A 21,476-nucleotide genomic window follows, 5' to 3' on the forward strand; every position below is an offset into this window, starting at 1 on the left:
ACGGAGGCTGTAATGGCAGGCGACACTAATCAAGAAAAAGACAATGAAAAGCTTAACGATGCGGTAGAGCAAACAGAAACGAAGGATACGGGGACAAGAGAAGAAAAACAGCAGTCGACCGTCTCTTCGACTGTAGCGACCGGTGCTGAAAGTGCAGATGCTGTTGATGAAGCCAATCGTGCGATGGAAGAAAATCCTAGTGGCGCGGGTACGGAAGAAGAAGCAGTGAGCTCGGGTGGCGCAGTTCAAGAAGAGGATACTGAAAGTAGCAGCGACTCTGACGCAGCACAATCCAATGTTGTTGATAGTGTAGCTTCTAGCGGAGAATCAGGTGACGAGGCTCTGGGCAGCGGTGGTTCGGATTCTGGGGCGGGTGCCCAAGCGGTCGGTGGTGGTGATGCCTCTGGCTCTGAAGGTGGTTCGGACGCAGAAGGCAATGAAGCGCAAGGACAAGCGGTACAAACTTCATCTGCGCCAAGTGCTTCTTCAGACTCTGAAGGTTCTCAAGGTGGTGACGAGCTAGATTCAGAAACCACTGAAGAGAGCTTCGCGGTGGATGTACAAGACACCAGTGAAGAAACCACGACGCAAGTAGAAGACGATTTCGACTCCGAAACTACGAGCGAAACGTTCCAAATTAAAGTCGAAGGTGAAAATGACGCGCCAGAAGTAGGGCAAGATCTGGCATACATCATGGATGAAGATGGCACTATTACCTTCACTCAAGAACAACTTCTTGGGTACGCGAGTGATGTTGATGGCGATGATCTTGCCGCATTCAACGTGCAAGTGGGGGCTAATGCATCGGTTGTGGATAATGGTGATGGCACTTATACCGTCACACCTGAAGCTGATTTTAATGGTGAACTCGACTTAACGTTTGATATCAGTGATGGTCAAGAAACCATTTCTAGCTCGATTGATTTAACTGTTCGTCCAATCAATGACGCACCAGTGCCGGAAGATAAAGCCTTTGAGGTGGAAGAAGACGGCACGCTGATCTTCACTGATGCTGACCTGCTTGCTGGCGCAACGGATATTGAAGGCGATAACCTAACGGTTGAGGGCGTAAGCTACGACGGTGGCGACGGCATCCTGACCGACAACGGCAATGGGACTTACACTTTTGCGCCAAATGAAAACTTCAATGGTGATGTAAACTTCAGCTTTGATGTGTCCGACGGCACAGATACGGTTTCTGCCAATATAGATGTAAGCGTCACGCCTGTCGATGATGCGCCAGTGTCTGGCAATCTTGCGTACTCGGTAGACGAAGATGGTTCGATTCGTTTGAGCCAAGAGCAATTGTTGTCGCAAGCTTCCGATGTGGAAGGTGATGCACTGACGGCGTCTAACCTTTCGGTAGATGGCAACGCGACGGTGACTCAAAATGACGATGGTAGCTTCACCATCACGCCGGACGCAGATTTTAATGGTGATATCGACATTAGCTTTGATATCTCAGATGGCACGAATACCGTTCAAGCAACCGCTGATCTAACGGTTAATCCAATCAACGATCTGCCTGTTCCTCAAGACCAACAATTCAGTGTGGAAGAGGACGGCACTCTGCAATTTACCGATGCGGATCTTCTTGCTGGCGCGACCGATATTGAAGGCGATGACCTTTCTGTAACGGGAATCAATTATGAAGGGACCGACGGCGTTCTAACTGACAATGGCGATGGCACGTATAGCTTTGCGCCAAATGAAAACTTCAATGGTGATGTGAACTTCAGCTTCGACGTATCTGATGGCACAGATACGGTTTCAGCGAATGTAGATGTGAGCGTCACGCCGGTGAATGATCCTCCGGTGGCTGGTTCAACGTCTTACACGGTTCACGAAGACAACTCTATTACCATTTCTGACGCGCAACTGTTGGCAAATTCTTCGGATTTAGAAGGGGATGTCTCGATTGATAGCGTGAGCTACTCTGGCAGCGATGGTGTGTTGCAAATCAATGGTGACGGTACGTACACCTTCTCTCCAAATGAAAACTTCAGTGGCGAGGTGAGCCTAGATGTTGTCGTTGTCGATGAAGAAGGTGCGACGGATTCCACTACCGCTGGCATTACTGTTCTTGAGGTGAACGACCCGCCAATTGCAGGCGCGACCAGCTACTCAGTTAACGAAGACGAAGTCATCACCATTAGTTCTGCGCAGCTATTGGCGAATGCTTCTGACGTTGAAGGCGAGGTGGCGATTGATAGCGTGAGCTATAGCGGCTCCGACGGTATCTTTACCGATAACGGTGACGGTACATTCAGCTTCGCACCAAACGAAAACTTCTACGGTGATGTCAGCCTTGATGTGGTCGTGACTGATGAAGACGGTGCAACGGTAGCAACCAATGCGAACATCGATGTATTGCCAATCAACGATGCGCCAGTATCGGGCAACTTGGCTTACAGTGTCGATGAAGATGGTTCTATCACTCTCAGCCAAGAGCAGCTTCTTGCTCAAGCTGGCGACGTGGATGGTGATGACCTAACTGCATCCAAACTGACTGTTGACGGCAATGCGACCGTTGTTGCGAACGATGATGGCAGCTTCACGATTACACCAGATGCGGACTTTAATGGTGACATTGATATCCAATTCAACATTACAGATGGCACAGACACTATCCAAGCAACGGCGGATCTAACGGTTAATCCAGTTAACGATCTTCCTGTTCCTCAAGACCAGCAGTTCAGCGTTGAAGAAGACGGCACGCTTCAGTTTACCGATGCAGACTTGCTTGCTGGCGCGACCGACATCGATGGCGATAACTTAACGGTTGACGGCATTAGCTACACAGGCAGCGATGGTGTGCTGACTGACCACGGTGATGGTACTTACACCTTTGCACCAAATGAAAACTTCAACGGTGATGTCAGCTTTAGCTTTGGTGTTTCTGACGGTACTGAAACCGTACCTGCCAATGTGGACGTGAGCGTCACTCCAGTGAACGATCCTCCGGTTGCGGGTTCTACGTCTTACACGGTTGATGAAGATAATGCGATTACCATTTCCGACGAGCAGCTTCTGGCTAACTCTTCGGATGTGGAAGGCGCAGTGTCCATCGATAGCGTGACCTATTCAGGCAGCGATGGCGTATTCCAAGACAACGGTGACGGTACTTACACCTTTATGCCGAATGAGAACTTCAGCGGTGATATTAGCCTTGATGTGATTGTGGCGGATGAGCAAGGTGCGATTGACGAAACGACCGCAGGCATTACGGTCATTGAAGTGAATGACCCTCCAGTTGCCGGTCCAATGTCTTACACGATTGATGAAGATTCAGTACTGACATTCAGTGAGTCACAAATTCTTGCCAACGCATCTGATATCGAGGGCGATGTAGAGCTTGTTGGCATCAGCTATGAAGGCTCGGATGGTATCTTTACCGTCAATGGCGATGGTACTTGTAGCTTTGCGCCAAACGAGAACTTCAATGGTCAAGTTCAGTTGGATGTGACCATTCAAGATGAGAATGGGGCAACCGTTGATACGCACATCAATGTCGACGTATTGCCAATCAACGATCCTCCAGTATCGGGTGATTTGGCTTACACCATCAACGAAGACAGCTCAATTACGCTAAGCCAAGAGCAGTTGCTTGCCAAAGCGGGCGATATTGATAGCGAGAACCTTGAAGCCATCAATCTATCGACAGATGACAACGCGACAATTCAATACAACGATGATGGCAGTTACACCATCACACCGGATGAAAACTACAACGGCGACCTAGATCTGACCTTCGATATCATTGATAACGATGGCGGCTCGGTACAAGTTGGTCTGGATATTACGGTTAATCCTGTGAATGACTTGCCACAAGCGCAAGATCAACAGTTCACGGTAGAAGAAGACGGCACTTTGCTGTTCACGGATGCAGACCTATTGGAAGGCGCATCGGATATTGATGGCGATGATCTGTCTATCGAAAACGTTCTCTACACAGGTGCGGATGGTGTACTTACCGATAATGGTGATGGCACTTATAGCTTCGCGCCGAATGAGAACTTCAACGGTGATGTTCAGTTCACATTCGATGTGTCTGACGGCACAGGTTCAACACCAGCATTCATTGATGTCAGCGTGACACCAGTGAACGATCCGCCGGTTGCAGGTTCTACGTCTTACACGGTTCAAGAAGACGGTCAAATCACCATCAGTGACGAGCAGTTGTTAGCCAACTCTTCTGATGTGGAAGGCGATGTAGCCTTGGCGAATGTTAGCTACTCTGGTAACGACGGTAGCTTCGTGGACAATGGCGACGGCACATATACCTTCACGCCAAATGAGAACTTTGACGGTAACATTTCGCTCGACGTTACGGTTATCGACCAAGATGGCGCAACGGATACAACAACCGCAGGCATCGATGTTATCGCGGTGAACGACGCACCTGAAACATCAGGCATTCAAGCTGAAGTGGATGAAGATAACGCCATCACCATCACGCAAGAACAGTTGCTTGCGAATGCGACAGACATTGAAGGTGATGACCTTGTTGCCAGCAATCTGCAAACCAATGACCCAGATGCGACGATCGTAGCCAACGACGATGGTTCTTTCACCATTACGCATACGGAAAACTTTAACGGTGAGTTGGACTTCACTTATAACATCAGCGATGGCGAAAATGATGTTCTGACCACGTTGGATCTGACCGTTAATCCTGTCAACGATGCGCCAGAAGCGGGCGACGAGATCTTTATTCAAGCGGAAGAAGACCAAACAGTGGGTGTTTCTCTGCGTGAAGAGCCTGCGTTACGTCTCGACCAAGCGCCTGAAAACGGCATCATTGAAGCAAATCTAAATGACGAATGGGTACAGCTAGAAGTCGGGCAGGAGGTTCCTGCAGACACGGAAGTGCGCTTCATTCCAAATGATGATGCATTGGCGAACGGTACGCACACGAGTCAAATTGGTACCTTTGACGACAACGCCAGCCTTGATGATTGGGGTACAGCTGTTGACCCTTACACACGTGAGTTTGTCGATGGCGATTTGAAAGTTACTGTTCAAAGTAATGATGACCCACTCGGTGCGTGGAATGGTAAAACACACATCGGTCACGGTATTGGTGATACTGACCGTCAAGGCTTGAGTGGTGATGAAAAACTGACTGTGACCGTTGAAGGTCAAGACATCAACGAAATCAGCTTCCACCTAGATGGTCTAGGCGGCTGGTTTATGGAAGAGTCTCGCCACTTTACCGAAGTCGAAATTCGCGCCTTCAACTCTGATGGTGACTTGATCGACTCGATGACTTACCACAAAGAAGATCGTGGTAGTTATGAGACGGATTACACCCTAACGGTGAACGAGCCTGTATCTTACTTTGAGCTAGGAACGATTCAAGGTAACGGTACTTACGTGGTTCAAAACATGACGGTTTCGCAAACTTGTCATGATGAAGCGGTGTTCACATCTATTGGCGTGGACGGCACGGAAATCACGGAAACGGTAGAGCTGAATATCCGTGAAGGTGACAGTGAAATCGAACTGACGGCTGATCTGCCAAATGTGACTATTGATACCGAAGGTTCTGCGCAGTTTGCCTCTGTGGTAATCACAGAAGAGCAGCTTCTCGCACAAGCGAGTGATATCGATAGTGACGTTCTTGATATTCAAAATCTAGAGCTGGTGGGGGATAACGCGGAGCACGCTACGTTAACCGACAACGGCGATGGTACATGGACAGTCACACCAGATGAGAACTTCTACGGTGAGATTGAGCTAGGTTACCAAGTCACGGATGGTGAACTCACTGACGACAACATCATCAACATCAACTTCGAAGCAGTAAACGATGCGCCAATCGTTTCTGGTCCGATTGTGTTGTCGACTGATGAGGATGTGGGCATTACGTTTAGCGCGGACGATCTGCTTGCCAATGCAAGTGACGTGGAAGGCGATGCGCTGTCTATCTCTGATATCTCTTACAGCGGTGATAACGGTGAGCTTGTCGACAATGGCGACGGCACTTACACCTTTATGCCGAATGAAAACTTCAATGGTGAAGTCGACATTGATTACAAAGTCTTCGATGGCACCGATGAAGTCGACACCCATCTAGATCTGACCGTTATTCCAGTCAATGATGTGCCAGTTCCTGGTGCGCCGCTGCATACTCAAATGCTAGAAAACGGCACCATCATCATCGAAGCAAAAGACCTACTATCAGGTGCGACCGATGTGGATGGCGACATTCTGCATATCGAGAATCTACTGCTTGTTGACCAGTCACAAGGTACGTTGACAGACAACGGCGACAACACCTTTACCTTCGAGCCAACTTCGAACTTCTACGGTGAAGTGAACTTGACCTTCGACATCAGCGATGGTCAAGCAAGTGCACCAAGCACTGCGAAGATCGATGTTGAGATCGTCAACGAAGGTCCAGAGGTCAGCGGTCCAGTTGATGCGGTCGTTGATGAAGATGGCTCAATTACCATCACTCAAGAAGACTTGTTAGCGAACGCGACGGACGTGGATGGTGACAACCTTGAAGCGGTGAACCTGTCGACCAACGATCCTAATGCAACCATCGTTGAGAACGCTGATGGTAGCTTCACGATTACACCGAGCGAAAACTTCTTTGGTGAAATCGAATTTACTTATGACGTAACTGACGCGATTGAAACCGTCGCTGCGGATCTAAACCTCACCGTTAACCCAGTGAACGACCTGCCAGATGTACCTGATTTGTCCTTCACCACAGAAGACGGCGAAGCCATCACGATTACTGAAGCAGAGCTGCTGGCTCAAGCGACGGACATCGAAGGCGATGACTTATCTGTTGTGAACGTGACGAGCTTAAGCGATACGGTTCAAGTGACAGACAATGGCGATGGCACCTACACGTTAACGCCAGAGCAGGGCTTCTTTGGTAATGTTGACCTCACGTTTGATGTGAGTGATGGCACCGATGTGGTGGCGGCAAACATCGACTTGAAAGTTGAGTTCGTCAACGACGCACCAGAAGCAGCGCCAATCGTGGCAGACGTGGACGAGGATGGCTCTATTCTCGTGACACAAGAAATGCTGCTTGAAAATGCCAGCGATCAAGATGGTGATGACCTATACGCAACGGCACTAGAAACCAATGATCCTAATGCCTCTATCGTGGATAACGGCGACGGCACCTTTACCGTTACGCCTTCACAGAACTTCAACGGAGACATCGAGTTTACTTATGAAGTGAGCGACGGTGAATTGAGTGTTGCCAATGAAATGACATTGACGGTGAACCCAGTCAATGACATTCCAATTGTTGCGCCTGGCATGTACCACATTGAAGAGGATGGCAGCATCCTGTTCACGCAAGAAGATCTGCTAAGTGGCGCGATTGATATTGATGGTGATGACCTCACTGTTACGAGCATTAACTACTCGGGTGATGAAGGTACTGTAACGGACAACGGTGACGGTACATTTAGCTTCGTACCAGAAGAGCACTTCAGTGGTGACTTACAGTTCAGCTTTACGGTTTCTGACGGTACGGATGAAGTTGAGCAAGACATTAATGTCCATATCGAAGCCGTAGCAGATGCGCCAGACCTAGTCATCACTGATGGCGACGGTCGAAACGTGGATGACCAAGCGATCTTGGTTGAGCCAGGCGGTATTGTTGAAGTGAACATCGCCGCAGCATTGGTTGACCAAGACTTGTCAGAAACGCTGACTGTGACCGTTGATGGTGTTCCAGAAGGTTCGGTGATCAGCTACGACAACGAAGGGGTACTTAACGATCAAGACAACGGTATCACCAGTTTCAATGATACTGAAATCACGGTTACCTTTGAAGGTGAAACCGCGGGTTACCAAAACGCAGCTGGCTATTACAAAGTTGATGAAGACGGCAATATCACGGGCGTTGAAGTGGTGTACGAAAACGCCTCTCAAGTTGGCGGAGGCGGTGACCTCATTCCGGGACAAGATCAGTTCAGCTTCCAAATCTCGGAAGGGGAAAGCTTCAACCTATTCTTGATTCCTAACGGTCATAACTTCAATGACTTTGCGTCCATGCAAGATGGTCAGTATGAGTTCCGTGCGGCAGATGGCTCTCCTGCGAACATGGATACGGTCGACCCACAACTCGTGTTTGTGGGTGCTGATGGTTCTGAAACCGTGATTCAAAGCCAATTTGGTGATGCAGTCTTCCATGGCGGCACAAGCTCAGAGCTCAACCAAGATGGCATTGAACATACTCGAACTACTGTGAACGAAGACGGTGAACTGGTTTACGGCTTTGAAGATCTCTACGGTGGCGGCGATGCCGATTATAGTGACTTCAACTTCACCATTGATGTAGGTGAAGTGAACAGCCAGATCTACAGTGGTGAAGTAACAGTCGGTCCAGATGGTTCTGTAACGCTTCCAACCACAGCCATTGAACAAGAGCTACAGATTCAATTGCCAGAAGACTTTAACCAACAGCTAGAAATCAATGTAACGGCAACGGCGACAGAGCTATCAAATAATGATTCTGAAACCGTTTCTCAAACCATCTACGTCAATGCAACGGGTGCTCACATTGAACATACGCCTGAAGCATTGCCTGTTTCTGCTGTGGTTGAAGAAGATGGTTCAATCCTAATCACGCAAGAAGATTTGCTCGCTAATGCGCGTGACTTGGATGGAGACCAACTGACAGCACTGAACTTGGCAACGGATGATGAAAACATCACCATCACAGACAATGGTGACGGTACTTACACCTTAACGCCAGATGCGGACTTTAATGGTGACATCACCTTTACGTTCGATGTGTCTGACGGCGATGATGTTGTCTCAACCAACCTTGAGTTATTGGTGTCACCAGTTAACGATGCGCCTGAACCACAAGATCAAGCGTTCACCATTGGTGAAGATGGTGTGCTGACCTTTACTGATGCGGATCTCCTAACAGGCGCTACCGATATTGAAGGGGATGACTTATCTGTTGAGGGCGTTACTTACACAGGCGCGGACGGTGTTCTTACTGACAATGGTGATGGCACATATAGCTTCGCACCAAACGAGAACTTTAATGGCGACGTGAACTTCACTTTCGATGTTTCCGATGGCACGGATACCGTGACGGCGAATATCGACGTAAGCGTGACGCCGGAGAACGATCCACCGGTTGCAGGCAGCACGGCTTACACCGTTCATGAAGACAATTCGATTACCATTAGTAACGAACAGCTATTAGCGAACTCATCGGATATTGAAGGCGATGTGTTGATTGATAGCGTGAGCTACAGCGGTAACGATGGTGTGTTAGAAATCAACGGTGATGGTACTTACACCTTCTCACCAAACGAGAACTTCAGCGGCGAGGTGAGCCTAGATGTTGTCGTTGTCGATGAAGAGGGTGAAACGGACTCTACCACTGCTGGCATTACTGTGATTGAGGTAAATGACCCACCAATCGCAGGTCCTACTGCATACACTATCGATGAAGACCAAGTTCTGACCTTTAGTGAGTCGCAAGTGCTACTGAATGCTTCGGATGTTGAAGGGGATATCGAGCTAGTAGGCATCAGCTACGACGGTCCAGATGGCATCTTCTCAGTAAATGGCGATGGCACATGTAGCTTTGCACCGAATGAAAACTTCAACGGCCAAGTGCAGTTGGATGTGACCATTCGCGATGAAGATGGTGCAGAGGTCGATACTTACATCACAGTCGATGTCTTACCAATCAATGATGCACCAGTATCGGGTAACTTGGCGTATAGCGTTGACGAAGACAACTCAATCACACTGAGCCAAGAGCAGCTTCTTGCTCAAGCATCGGATGTGGATGGTGACGCGCTAACCGCATCTAATCTAGTGGTTGACGGTGATGCAACGGTTACGGCAAACGACGATGGTAGCTTCACTATCACGCCAGGTGCCAACTTTAATGGCGACATTGATATCACGTTCGATATCAATGATGGCAGTGATACTATCGTTGCAACGGCGGACCTGACGGTTAATCCAGTTAACGACCTTCCACAACCAGAAGATCAAGCGTTCACCATTGGTGAAGATGGTGTGCTGACCTTTACTGATGCGGATCTCCTAACAGGCGCTACCGATATTGAAGGGGATGACTTATCTGTTGAGGGCGTCACTTACACAGGCGCGGACGGTGTTCTTACTGACAATGGTGATGGCACATATAGCTTCGCACCAAACGAGAACTTTAATGGCGACGTGAACTTCACTTTCGATGTTTCCGATGGCACGGATACCGTGACCGCAAATATCGATGTAAGCGTGACGCCAGAGAACGATCCACCGGTTGCGGGCAGCACGTCTTACACAGTACATGAAGATAATTCGATCACCATTAGTGACGAACAGCTGCTAGCGAACTCATCGGATATTGAAGGCGGCGTAGACATCAGTAGTGTGACTTACAGTGGCAACGATGGTGTGTTCCAAGACAATGGCGATGGTACGTACACCTTCTCGCCAAATGAGAACTTCAATGGCGAGGTCAACCTAGACGTTGTGGTTGTCGATGAAGAGGGTGCGACAGACTCAACCACTGCGGGTATCACAGTACTTGAGGTTAACGACCCACCAATCGCAGGTGCAACCAGTTACACCATTGATGAAGATGAAGTCATCACCATCAGTGCTGAACAGTTGTTGGCAAACTCTTCCGATATTGAAGGTGAGGTAGCACTTGATAGCGTCAGCTACAGCGGTTCCGACGGTATCTTTACCGATAACGGTGACGCTACATTCAGCTTCGCACCAAACGCAAACTTCGATGGCGATGTGAGCCTAGATGTTGTGGTTGTTGATGAAGACGGTGCAACTGCGTCAACTAATGCAAACATCGATGTATTGCCAATAAACGATGCGCCAGTATCGGGCAACTTGGCTTACAGTGTCGATGAAGACAATTCAATTACGCTTAGCCAAGAGCAGCTTCTTGCTCAAGCATCGGATGTAGAAGGGGACGCGCTAACCGCGACTAACTTAGTGGTTGACGGTGATGCAATGGTGACGGCAAACGATGATGGCAGCTTTACCATTACGCCTGATGCGAACTTCAATGGTGACATTGATATCACGTTCGATATCAACGACGGCAGCGATACTATTGTTGCAACGGCGGACCTAACCGTTAACCCAGTTAATGACTTGCCTCAGCCGGAAGATCAAGCGTTCACCATTGGTGAAGATGGCGTGTTGACCTTCACTGACCAAGATCTGCTTGATGGTGCAACGGACATCGATGGTGATGACCTGTCGGTAGAAGGTGTGAGCTACACTGGCGCAGATGGTGTCCTAACCGACAACGGTGACGGCACTTACAGCTTCGCGCCAAACGAAAACTTCAATGGCGACGTGAACTTTACCTTCGATGTTTCTGATGGCACGGATACCGTGACCGCAAATATCGACGTAAGCGTGACGCCAGAGAACGATCCACCGGTAGCAGGCAGCACGTCTTACACCGTTCATGAAGACAATTCGATTACCATCAGTGACGAACAGCTATTGGCGAACTCATCGGATATTGAAGGCGATGTGTTGATTGATAGCGTGAGCTACAGCGGTAACGATGGTGTGTTAGAAATCAACGGTGATGGTACTTACACCTTCTCACCAAACGAGAACTTCAGCGGCGAGGTGAGCCTAGATGTTGTCGTTGTCGATGAAGAAGGTGCAACGGACTCTACCACTGCTGGCATTACTGTGATTGAGGTAAATGACCCACCAATCGCAGGTCCTACCGCATACACTATCGATGAAGACCAAGTTCTAACCTTCAGTGAATCGCAAGTGCTACTGAATGCTTCGGATGTTGAAGGGGATGTTGAGCTAGTAGGCATCAGCTACGATGGTACAGACGGTATTTTCTCAGTTAACGGCGATGGTACCTGTAGCTTTGCACCGAATGAAAACTTCAACGGCCAAGTGCAGTTGGATGTGACCATTCGCGATGAAGATGGTGCAGAGGTCGATACTTACATCACAGTCGATGTCTTACCAATCAATGATGCACCAGTATCGGGTAACTTGGCGTATAGCGTTGACGAAGACAACTCAATCACACTGAGCCAAGAGCAGTTTCTTGCTCAAGCATCGGATGTAGAAGGTGATGCACTAACCGCATCTAACCTAGTGGTTGACGGTGATGCAACGGTTACGGAAAACGACGATGGTAGCTTTACTATCACGCCAGATGCGAACTTCAATGGTGACATTGATATCACGTTTGATATCAGTGATGGTTCTGACACCTTGGTCGCTACGGCAGATCTAACGGTTAATCCAGTTAACGACCTTCCACAACCAGAAGACCAAGCGTTCACCATTGGTGAAGATGGCGTGTTGACCTTCACTGACCAAGATCTGCTTGATGGCGCAACAGATATCGATGGCGATGATCTATCGGTTGAAGGTGTCACTTACACTGGTGCGGACGGTGTCCTAACTGACAATGGCGATGGCACTTACAGCTTCGCACCAAACGAGAACTTCAATGGCGACGTGAACTTTACCTTCGATGTTTCTGATGGCACGGATACCGTGACCGCAAACATCGATGTAAGCGTGACGCCAGAGAACGATCCACCGGTGGCAGGTAGCACGTCTTACACCGTGCACGAAGACAACTCGATCACCATCAGCGATGAGCAATTACTAGCGAATTCGTCAGATATTGAAGGCGATGTTTCGGTTGATAGCGTGAGCTACAGTGGCGCAGATGGCGTGTTCCAAGACAATGGCGATGGTACGTACACCTTCTCTCCAAACGAGAACTTCAATGGCGAGGTCAGCCTAGACGTTGTAGTTGTCGATGAAGAGGGTGCGACAGACTCAACCACTGCGGGTATTACTGTTCTTGAGGTGAACGATCCACCAATCGCAGGTGCGACAAGTTACTCTGTTAATGAAGACGAAGTCATTATCTTCACGGAAGAGCAACTGCTAGCGCAATCAAGTGACGTGGAAGGCGACGTGAGCCTAGAAAGCGTCTCTTACAGTGGTAGCGACGGTATTCTAACGGCGAATGACGATGGTACTTATAGCTTCGCGCCAAATGAAAACTTCAATGGTGGCGTAAGTCTAGACGTAGTAGTGGCTGATGAAGACGGTGCAACTGCGACAACCAACGCGAACATTGATGTATTGCCAGTCAACGATGCTCCGGTATCTGGCGATTTGGCTTACAGCGTCGATGAAGACGGTTCAATCACATTGAGTCAAGAGCAGTTACTGGCTCAAGCGGGTGACGTCGACAGCAATAATCTAGAAGCAGTGAACTTAACCGCGGTAGCCAATGCAACCGTTGTTGAGAACCAAGATGGTAGCTTTACGATTACGCCTGATGCGAACTTCAATGGCGATATCGACCTAAGTTTCGACTTGATTGATAACGATGGTGCGAGCGTAGAAGTAGGCGTTGACCTAACGGTGAACCCAATTAACGATGCGCCGCAATCAACGCCAGTGAATATTGCTGGTACCGAAGATACCACCATTCTTATCACGCAGGACATGTTGCTTGCTAACGCGACAGACATCGACAACACCTACGACGAACTGTCTGCTGTCGACTTAGTGATTGATGAGCAATACGGTGACTTGCTAGACAACGGTGATGGCACTTGGTCATTCACTCCAGCTGAGAACTTCAATGGTGATGTGCCAATGTCGTTCGGTGTTAGCGATGGTGATTTAGTGACGCCGGTTGAAGGCAATCTAAACATCGAAGCGGTTAACGATGCACCAGAAGCGCCAACCATCCAGATGCAAGGCGAAGAAGATGTGGTCATGGTGATTGACCCAGCTTACATCGCTGATCAAGTTACGGATCTTGATGGTGACGAAATCAGCGTAGAAAGCATCACGGTTCGTGCTCCTGCAAACGCGACATTAACTCAGCAGCCAGATGGTATGTACCACTTGGTAACCACTCAAGACTTCAATGGTTTGGTAGAACTGGGCTACACCGCGACGGATGGTGAAGAAGTGGTTGAAGGCTCGTTGAATGTGGATGTCATTCCAGTCAACGATGCTCCATTCAATGTGGGTAATGCCTTTATGGCTACCGACGAAGATGGCGCATTCACGTTTGACGCTGGCGACTTGATGAATTTGTTCGGCGACATCGACACTGAAAACCTAGTCGTATCACGCATTATCACCGCAGAAGGTGAAGATGGTGGTGAGGTAACAGACAACGGTGACGGTACTTGGACATTCACACCGACTGGTGATTTTTCAGGGGTTTCTGACTTGCAAGTTGTGGTAAGTGACGGTGAGTTTGAAACAGTACTTGATGTACCAGTGTTTGTTCGCCCTGTTGCGGATGGCGCAGTCATCACAACCGACCATGATGGTCCGTTAGTCTTCGGTGAGGACGAAACGGGTCATCTAGGCTTGAATGTCGGTCTAATCGACGATTCAGAAACGCTAAGTAACCTAGTGATGACTGGTTTCCCTGTTGGCTTCGAAGTTACGGATGGTGTGAACACTATTACCATTACGGAACCGGGTCAATACATCGACTTGAACGAGTGGGATATCTCAGACCTTCAAATGACGCCTCCGGCTGACTTTAATGGCGAGTTCTTCGTAACCGTGACCGCAACGACGGTGGATTATGGTGATGAGCCAGAAGAGTTCGAAGATGGCATCGATTCAGGTGACTTCGAAACCCTAGCAGGTGAGCCCGTTATCTTAACCGCTGATGACCTAATCGGATTGGCAGAAAACGTAGACGCTGACGCGGGTGATGAAGTGAAATTCGTTCACCTAGCTGATCGCAGCCAAGGTGAGATTGTCGATAACGGTGATGGCACATGGACATTCAATCCAGCACCAGGCTTTACTGGTGAAGCGGATATCGCTTACGTGATTGATAAAGACGGTGTGCTTCATGATGAGCAAACAGGCGTGGTCGTGAAAGAAGACGCACCACAAGAGAATGCTTCTCCAGAAATCGACAGCATTTCTACCACAGAAATGGCAGCGGATGGCACCTTGTCGTTCACCAATGATGACATGCTATCGACCTTGAGCGATGCAGAAGGCGACAGCTTGAGCATTGAGTCAGTGAGCCTAATGGAAGGTCAAGGTGTAATAGAGACCGATAACCAAGGTAACTACCAATTCACACCAGCAGAAGGTTACACCGGAGATGTTCAAGTTGGCTTCATTGCAACTGACGGTGAAAACCGCATTGAGAGCTTCTTTAATGTCGACATCCAAGGAGAAGGTGAAACCACAACCAGCGAAGGCTACGCACTGGCTGATGATGGTTCACTAACACTCACGGAAGCACAGTTGATTGATGAGCTTGGCATTAGCCCTTCAGCAGAAGTGTTGGATGTAGCCGATGCAAACGATGCTGGTTTCTTCGCGAAATCAGGTGATGAAGAGTGGACATACTGGCCGAACGATGACTTCGATGGCAATTTGGCTATGGATGTTCAGGTCAACGACAATGGTGAAGTATCGACTCAGAATCTGAGCATCCAAGTTGCGGACGATTCAGCGCAAAGCGACGAGCCACAAATCCAAACTGCTCAAGCATCATCAGAGCAGCAAGTCGGCGAAGCGCAACAGCCTGAAGAGCAAGCAGCAAACGGTGCAGACAGTGAAGAGGAGAGCGCAGCTGATGTAACTGCAGCACCAGGCGATACCATTTCTATCTCGGTTCCAGATGAGGTCAGTGGTAACGAATCGGTGGATTATGCAGAAATGTCCGGTCTACCTGATGGCGCATCGGTAAGCAACGCACTGGATAATGGCGATGGCAGCTTCACGTTAAGTGGCAACCTGAACCAACCAGTATCGGTTGACTTACCAGAAGGTTACGAAGGTACGAGCGAAATCCAATTCCAAGGTTACGACGAATTGGGCAGCGCAGTAGAAGGTGCGAGTGGCACAGTTGAAGTTGAAGTCGATGATCAATACACCATGCAAGGTTCTGCTCAAGATCAGCAACCAGACATGGCGGGTATGGAATCTGGCGGCAGCGACTGGACAAGTGCGGGAGGTCAAGATCAAGGTGTTGACTTCACGGATGACTCTGGCAGCTTCGACTCGGATACTCAAACGGGTACTGACCAAGGCAACGATTTCGATCAAAGCTCAATGTAACCAGTCCTAGACGAGGGCAGTGTCATTGCTGCCCGAATCAAAGCCATGCAGAGCCTACTTTGCATGGCTTTTTTGTTGGGCTTCTTTCTATGAGCTGTAGAAAAAAACTTGGAAATTGAAAAAAGTATTCTTAGCTAATTAAAGAGTGAATTATAAGGAGGAGCGACATGTACCGTTATGTCAGTTCGCCTAAAGCATCGAAGTACATAGTGCCACCACCACAGCATCGTGAGTTGTCGAGTATCGATGTGCCGGAGTCAGAACTAGAGATGCGTGAAATTCTGAACAATTGGTTTGCCGATGGATTGGCGCCCATCATTCAGAATGAAGACAATTACATTTCTGCTAATGAGCAGCAGCGCTTTGAGCAGCTCAGCCGTACGGTGGGCGTGCTACTGCGTAACAAAGATTACTACTTCGCCACCAAGCGGATTCTTTCGTTGTGGGAGCAAGACTGCTTAGAAACCACTTACGTTAATTATCTGATTTTACGTAGTGAGCGCATACCATACTTCGAATAAGTCCCATTTCTTAGCTTGAAATAGTCGTTTACATGGTTTTCTTAGTAACTTTTGATACCTGTATTTAACATTTTTGTAAACATCGTTATATTTAAGGCTCATCGTTGTCAGGAGTTTATGGATGAACCTTACGATATCAGGGAAGTTGCAGCTCAGTTTTGTGCTGCTAGCCGTACTTTTTATGGCATCAGCGGTATTCACGTATCGCAACGTCACCACCGTAGAGCAATACGCCTCTTCGCTACTTAAATCCGATTTACCGACCGTCGACACCAGTCGCGGTATCCAACAGTCCGTTCAAGCGTCGCTGTCTTCTATTCGAGCCTACATGTTGCTAGGTGGCGATGAAGAGGCGAGCGCCCGTCTGAGTGAGGACGTACGCAATATCATGGTATCTACAGACGAGTCGCTTCCAACGTTGCAGGCTTTGATTTCTGAACAGGATTTTCAAGCGATTCAAAGTCAGTGGGATGCAGTCAAAGTCTCTTTGAACAAGCTGATTGAACTTAGCCACAGTGATGAGAACTTACCCGCGCACAACCTCTTTATTAACGAAGCGGCACCCATTGCAGAAGTGGCACTTGACCAGCTTCAAAGCTTAATCAATGAAGAGTCAGGAAACCCATTTGGTGGAGACAGAAAGCGTCTGTTTAAAGTTTACGCGGATAGCTATACCTCGCTCGCCAATGCACTGTCTGCTCTGCGAGATTTCCTGTTGTACGGGCAGCAAGATCACCTAGACAAATACCACGACTTGATTAAGTACCATAATCAGTCTGTAGCGGAAATCGACAGCAAACTCGACAGACTGACCGATAACGACCAATCACTGTGGTCACTGTTTAAAGAAATGCAGCAACTGTACTTTCCTTTAGCAGAGCAGGTAATTGCATTGCGTCAATCGCCAGAGTGGAACGAATCAAACTTGCTGATGGCGAACGAACTGTTACCAGCAGCGGATGCCCTAGACCAAAGTTTAGAAACGATCGTATTGGCTCAGCAAAGTCGAGCTGATCAAAGTGGACAGGGTATTAATCAGTCGATCAAGAACGTACTCACCACTATGTTGATTGCTGCGGCATTGGTTTTGTTTGCCGCTGTAGCGATTTCAAAATACATGGGCAATACCATTGGTCGTCGAGTGAAAAACTTATCGGAGCGTGCAAAGACGATCGCTTCAGGGGACGTTTCTCAGCCTCCGCTCACCGTTGTTGGGAAAGATGAATTGGCAGACCTTACCGATTCGATTAACCGCATGAACCAATCGTTAGCGAGCATCGTGGCAGGGGTGAGTGAGAAAGCGCACCAAGTGGATACCAGCATGGGGGCTTTATTGGAATCGGCGCAAGTCACTTCATCGAATGTTGAACAGCAACAGACCAGCATTGTTGAAATGGGAAGCCAATTGGATGAAATCGCTTTAGCCGCGCGTAACACCCTAGATCAAGCCAATCAATCGGTGCAGAAGCTTTCTGATTCAAAAGGCGAGATTGAGCAAGGTCGCGATGCACTAGAGCAAAACAAAGTCACCATGGAAAGCTTACATGGCAGCATTGAAACCGCGAGCACGCAAGTGACGCAGTTAAGCAAAGAGAGCGAAGCCATTGGTCGAGTTACAGAGGTGATTGAAGGCTTGGCAGAGCAAACCAACTTACTGGCATTGAATGCGGCAATAGAAGCAGCGCGTGCGGGTGATCAAGGGCGAGGCTTTGCGGTTGTGGCGGACGAAGTGCGTATGTTGGCGACTCGCACTACTCAGTCGACGACAGAAATCAACGGCATAATTAATGCGATTCAACGCTCGACTAATTCGGTAGTTGAGGAAATTGAACACAGCCAATCACTTGCGGAGCAGGGCGCGGAGCACATTGAAAAAGCGGTAACTCGTTTGCTTGTTACTACTGAGCAAATTGGCTCTTTGAATGAACAAATGGCAGAACTTGCGGCAGCGGCAGAGCAGCAATCTCATGCGACTAGTTCGATCACTGGATTGATGTCCGATATTACTCAATTAGTGGATGAGGTTTCGAATAACAGCCAACGTGCATCAGAGACGTCATTGCAAGTAAAAGAGCAAGTTACTGAGCTGAATCAACAGATGGCAACTTTCAAAACGGCGTAGATAAGGTTTACATTTGTTCATCGACTTTTGAACGTTAACCAAATAGTAAAAAAGCCCCAATCCTTTTTACACAAAAAGGGTTGGGGCTTTTTGTTGGATGATACGCCGATATTCGTCTACTTGCTCATTGGATTTAGCTATTTAAATCATAGCTAAAACCAAATTTTCTTCACCGAGCCGGAGTCGTAATATGACTCCATCGGCAGCAAATACTGCAAAAGAATTTTTAAATTTTATACCAATCCCGGTAAGAGAATCGTTCGTTACTACGATTGGTATCATCCTTCTAGGAGCAAGATTATGAACAAACAAGTAAGCCTAATTGGTCTAGACAGCGAACAATCAGCACAACTAGCTCAACAGCTAAATCAACTGCTAGCGCATTACCAAGTGTTGTACATGAACTCTCGCGGTTACCACTGGAACATTAAAGGTGCGCAATTCTTCGAACTGCACGTAAAATTTGAAGAGATCTACACTGATCTGCAAACAAAAATCGATGAGCTTGCAGAGCGTATTCTAACTTTGGGTCATACGCCAGCGCACGCATTCAGCAACTACTTGGAAGCAAGTGAAATTAAAGAACATCAAAACGCGACTTCTGGTGAGGAGTGTATACAAGGTCTGGTTCAAGGCTTTAGCGTTCTACTTCTAAAACAGCGTGAGATTCTACAAAACGCGGGTGAAGCAGGCGACGAAGGTACCGCGGCATTGATGGGTGACTACATCCGTGAGCAAGAAAAATTAATGTGGATGCTTAACGCTTACCTACAAGGCTAAGCGACGCATCACCCGAGCACTCACTTGGGGGCGCATAAATAAATCGGGAATAAGTCAAAGGAGCACGCGAGTGCTCCTTTTGTTTATGAAAGTGCCTAGTTAGTCGTGAATGTGCTTAAAAGACTGAAAATGTTCGAGTAAATCGGTCAGTTCTGTTACAGCAAGAGAGGCGGAGTCGTGGAATTGTGCAGTCGTATTGTGGTGAACAAGACAGGATGGCATTTGGGCGTTGTATGCGGCTTGTAGGTCATAAAGGAAATCGCCCACATAAAGTACTTCATCTGGCATTAATCGCCACTCTTTGGCTAGGACTTGGAGCGATAAAGGATCAGGTTTTGCTGGGTAGCATTCACGAGTGAGGACATGTTCAACATCAATTCGGTTATGTTCCAACTTACGCTGCGTAGCGATCAAACAGTTGCGCGTTACTATCGCGGTTTTAACTTTATGCTGATGTAAGTATGCCAAAAGCTCGTGGCAACCCAGCATCGGAGATGATTGCTCAGCATCAGAAATTTCATGATCAAAGATAACATTGTGGGCATGCTCTCTCTGATGTGGATGGTCAAGCTTATCAACAAAATCCAATAAATCTTCGTTTTGTGGACAGCCTAGTTGCTGACGAAGATCTTTGAAGTTCATATCGGAGCTGACGAGCGTATTGTCTAAGTCGAAAATAACGGCTTTGACTCTTTCAAGTTTTAATGGAAAAGGAACCATGATGACCTCGTACGACTTAAACCAAGCTATCTTTCTAAAAACAAAAGGTTATTGTTAATTTTATATTCAAACGTGTTACTTGTACGAAAATAAATCACTGATACGTCACAAATTAAATAGTCTCAATAATGTTGGTGTTTGATTACTTCTCTTCAAGACGGAAAATTTTGCCTGTATCTGTTGAAAAATAGACATAGCCATCCGGACTGATGGTGATATCTCTGACTCGCTCGCCAAGATTCTCCATCAATCTTTTTGATTCGGTGAGCTTGCCATTCTCAATAGAAACCACGTTTATGTGCGCCAGCTTCAAGGCACCGGCGAGGATTTTTCCATCCAACTCTGGGTACTTATCACCACGATACACCACCATATTGCTTGGCGCGATAGACGGAATATAAACCAACTTTGGGTCTTCCATATTCGGTAAGCTTTTCGCTTCTCCAACGTCTAACGGTCCCCAATACTCTTTACCCTGCGAGACTTTTGCCCAGCCGTAGTTTGCACCTTTCCTAATCAGGTTGATTTCATCACCACCACGAGGGCCATGCTCAATCGACCAAAGTAGTTTTGTTGCTTCGTCGTAAAACATGCCTTGTGGGTTACGGTGCCCGTAACTCCATATTTCAGGGCGAGCCTCAGAAGTCTTGAATGGATTATCTTGTGGTACCGAGCCATCAAGGTTGAGGCGAAGAATAGTGCCTGCATGGGTTTGAGTGTCTTGCCCATTATCACGTTCGCCACGGTCCCCAATTGAGAAGTAAACCTTGTCATCGACAAACGCAATACGGCTGCCGTAATGACGGCTGGTGTCCGTGATGGCGTCGGCGACAAAGACGTCTTTCCAACCCACAAGTTGATTGTTTTTCAATTGTGCGGTCGCTAAGGCTACAGTATTTCCTTTATCGATACGTTTGCTGTAAGTAAAGAAAAGCTGTGGATTTTGTGGAGCGGTATTCGGGACTAGAGCTACATCTAATAAACCAGCTTGCCCACTGGTATTCACATTTGGTACTTTGAAGAGGGTTTGCTGTTTTCCCGAAGCAATATTAAGTAATGAAACGGTGCCGTTTTTTTCATTCACGATCATTTGTTGCTTATCGAGAAATTCAATTCCCCATGGGATTTGAAACCCATTGGCAACCTCATTAGCACGATATTCCGCAGCATAGATAGAAAAAGCTAGGCAAGCGAGTAGGGTTGCAGTGATCGTTCTCATGGTT

General features: G+C 47.9%; 6 protein-coding genes. 4 read left to right on the forward strand and 2 right to left on the reverse strand.

Annotated elements, in window-relative coordinates:
- Positions 1 to 12: 12 nt before the first annotated feature.
- The 4 genes from ACHFJ9_RS07655 to ACHFJ9_RS07670 all read left to right on the forward strand — a co-directional run bounded on the left by ACHFJ9_RS07655 (position 13) and on the right by ACHFJ9_RS07670 (position 19,533).
- Positions 13 to 16,110: a tandem-95 repeat protein gene (locus ACHFJ9_RS07655; protein WP_395354557.1), complete on the forward strand. Its 16,098-nt coding sequence runs from the start codon at positions 13 to 15 to the stop codon at positions 16,108 to 16,110.
- 167 nt (positions 16,111 to 16,277) lie between these two features.
- Entirely contained in the window at positions 16,278 to 16,631 is a 354-nt protein-coding gene (locus tag ACHFJ9_RS07660; RefSeq protein ID WP_005375589.1) for a hypothetical protein, read from the forward strand.
- Positions 16,632 to 16,752: 121 nt separating this feature from the next.
- Positions 16,753 to 18,753 carry a methyl-accepting chemotaxis protein gene (locus ACHFJ9_RS07665; RefSeq protein ID WP_395354559.1) on the forward strand — a complete coding sequence of 667 codons (2,001 nt, stop codon included), beginning with the start codon at positions 16,753 to 16,755 and terminating at the stop codon, positions 18,751 to 18,753.
- A 300-nt stretch (positions 18,754 to 19,053) separates the two neighbouring features.
- A complete protein-coding gene (locus ACHFJ9_RS07670) occupies positions 19,054 to 19,533 on the forward strand; it encodes a Dps family protein (protein ID WP_006742047.1) in 480 nt (159 codons plus the stop codon).
- 99 nt (positions 19,534 to 19,632) lie between these two features.
- On the opposite strand, the gene ACHFJ9_RS07675 is transcribed toward ACHFJ9_RS07670, so the two are convergent.
- The gene (locus tag ACHFJ9_RS07675) at positions 19,633 to 20,253 is read right to left on the reverse strand and encodes an HAD family hydrolase (RefSeq protein ID WP_046873693.1); all 621 of its coding nucleotides are present in this window, start codon (positions 20,251 to 20,253) and stop codon (positions 19,633 to 19,635) included.
- A 142-nt stretch (positions 20,254 to 20,395) separates the two neighbouring features.
- Positions 20,396 to 21,472: a PQQ-dependent sugar dehydrogenase gene (locus tag ACHFJ9_RS07680; RefSeq protein WP_395354562.1), complete on the reverse strand. Its 1,077-nt coding sequence runs from the start codon at positions 21,470 to 21,472 to the stop codon at positions 20,396 to 20,398.
- Between the last annotated feature and the right edge of the window lie 4 nt (positions 21,473 to 21,476).

Origin of the sequence: Vibrio sp. D3 (assembly GCF_043995865.1) — a bacterium.
In the GTDB taxonomy this organism is placed as follows: domain Bacteria; phylum Pseudomonadota; class Gammaproteobacteria; order Enterobacterales; family Vibrionaceae; genus Vibrio; species Vibrio diabolicus.

What these genes read in the sequence shown, in the direction of transcription:
- ACHFJ9_RS07655 (WP_395354557.1), top strand. Translation starts at nt 13, where the DNA reads ATGGCAGGCGACACTAATCAAGAAAAAGACAATGAAAAGCTTAACGAT.
- ACHFJ9_RS07660 (WP_005375589.1), top strand. Translation starts at nt 16,278, where the DNA reads ATGTACCGTTATGTCAGTTCGCCTAAAGCATCGAAGTACATAGTGCCA.
- ACHFJ9_RS07665 (WP_395354559.1), top strand. Translation starts at nt 16,753, where the DNA reads ATGAACCTTACGATATCAGGGAAGTTGCAGCTCAGTTTTGTGCTGCTA.
- ACHFJ9_RS07670 (WP_006742047.1), top strand. Translation starts at nt 19,054, where the DNA reads ATGAACAAACAAGTAAGCCTAATTGGTCTAGACAGCGAACAATCAGCA.
- ACHFJ9_RS07675 (WP_046873693.1), bottom strand. Translation starts at nt 20,253, where the DNA reads ATGGTTCCTTTTCCATTAAAACTTGAAAGAGTCAAAGCCGTTATTTTC.
- ACHFJ9_RS07680 (WP_395354562.1), bottom strand. Translation starts at nt 21,472, where the DNA reads ATGAGAACGATCACTGCAACCCTACTCGCTTGCCTAGCTTTTTCTATC.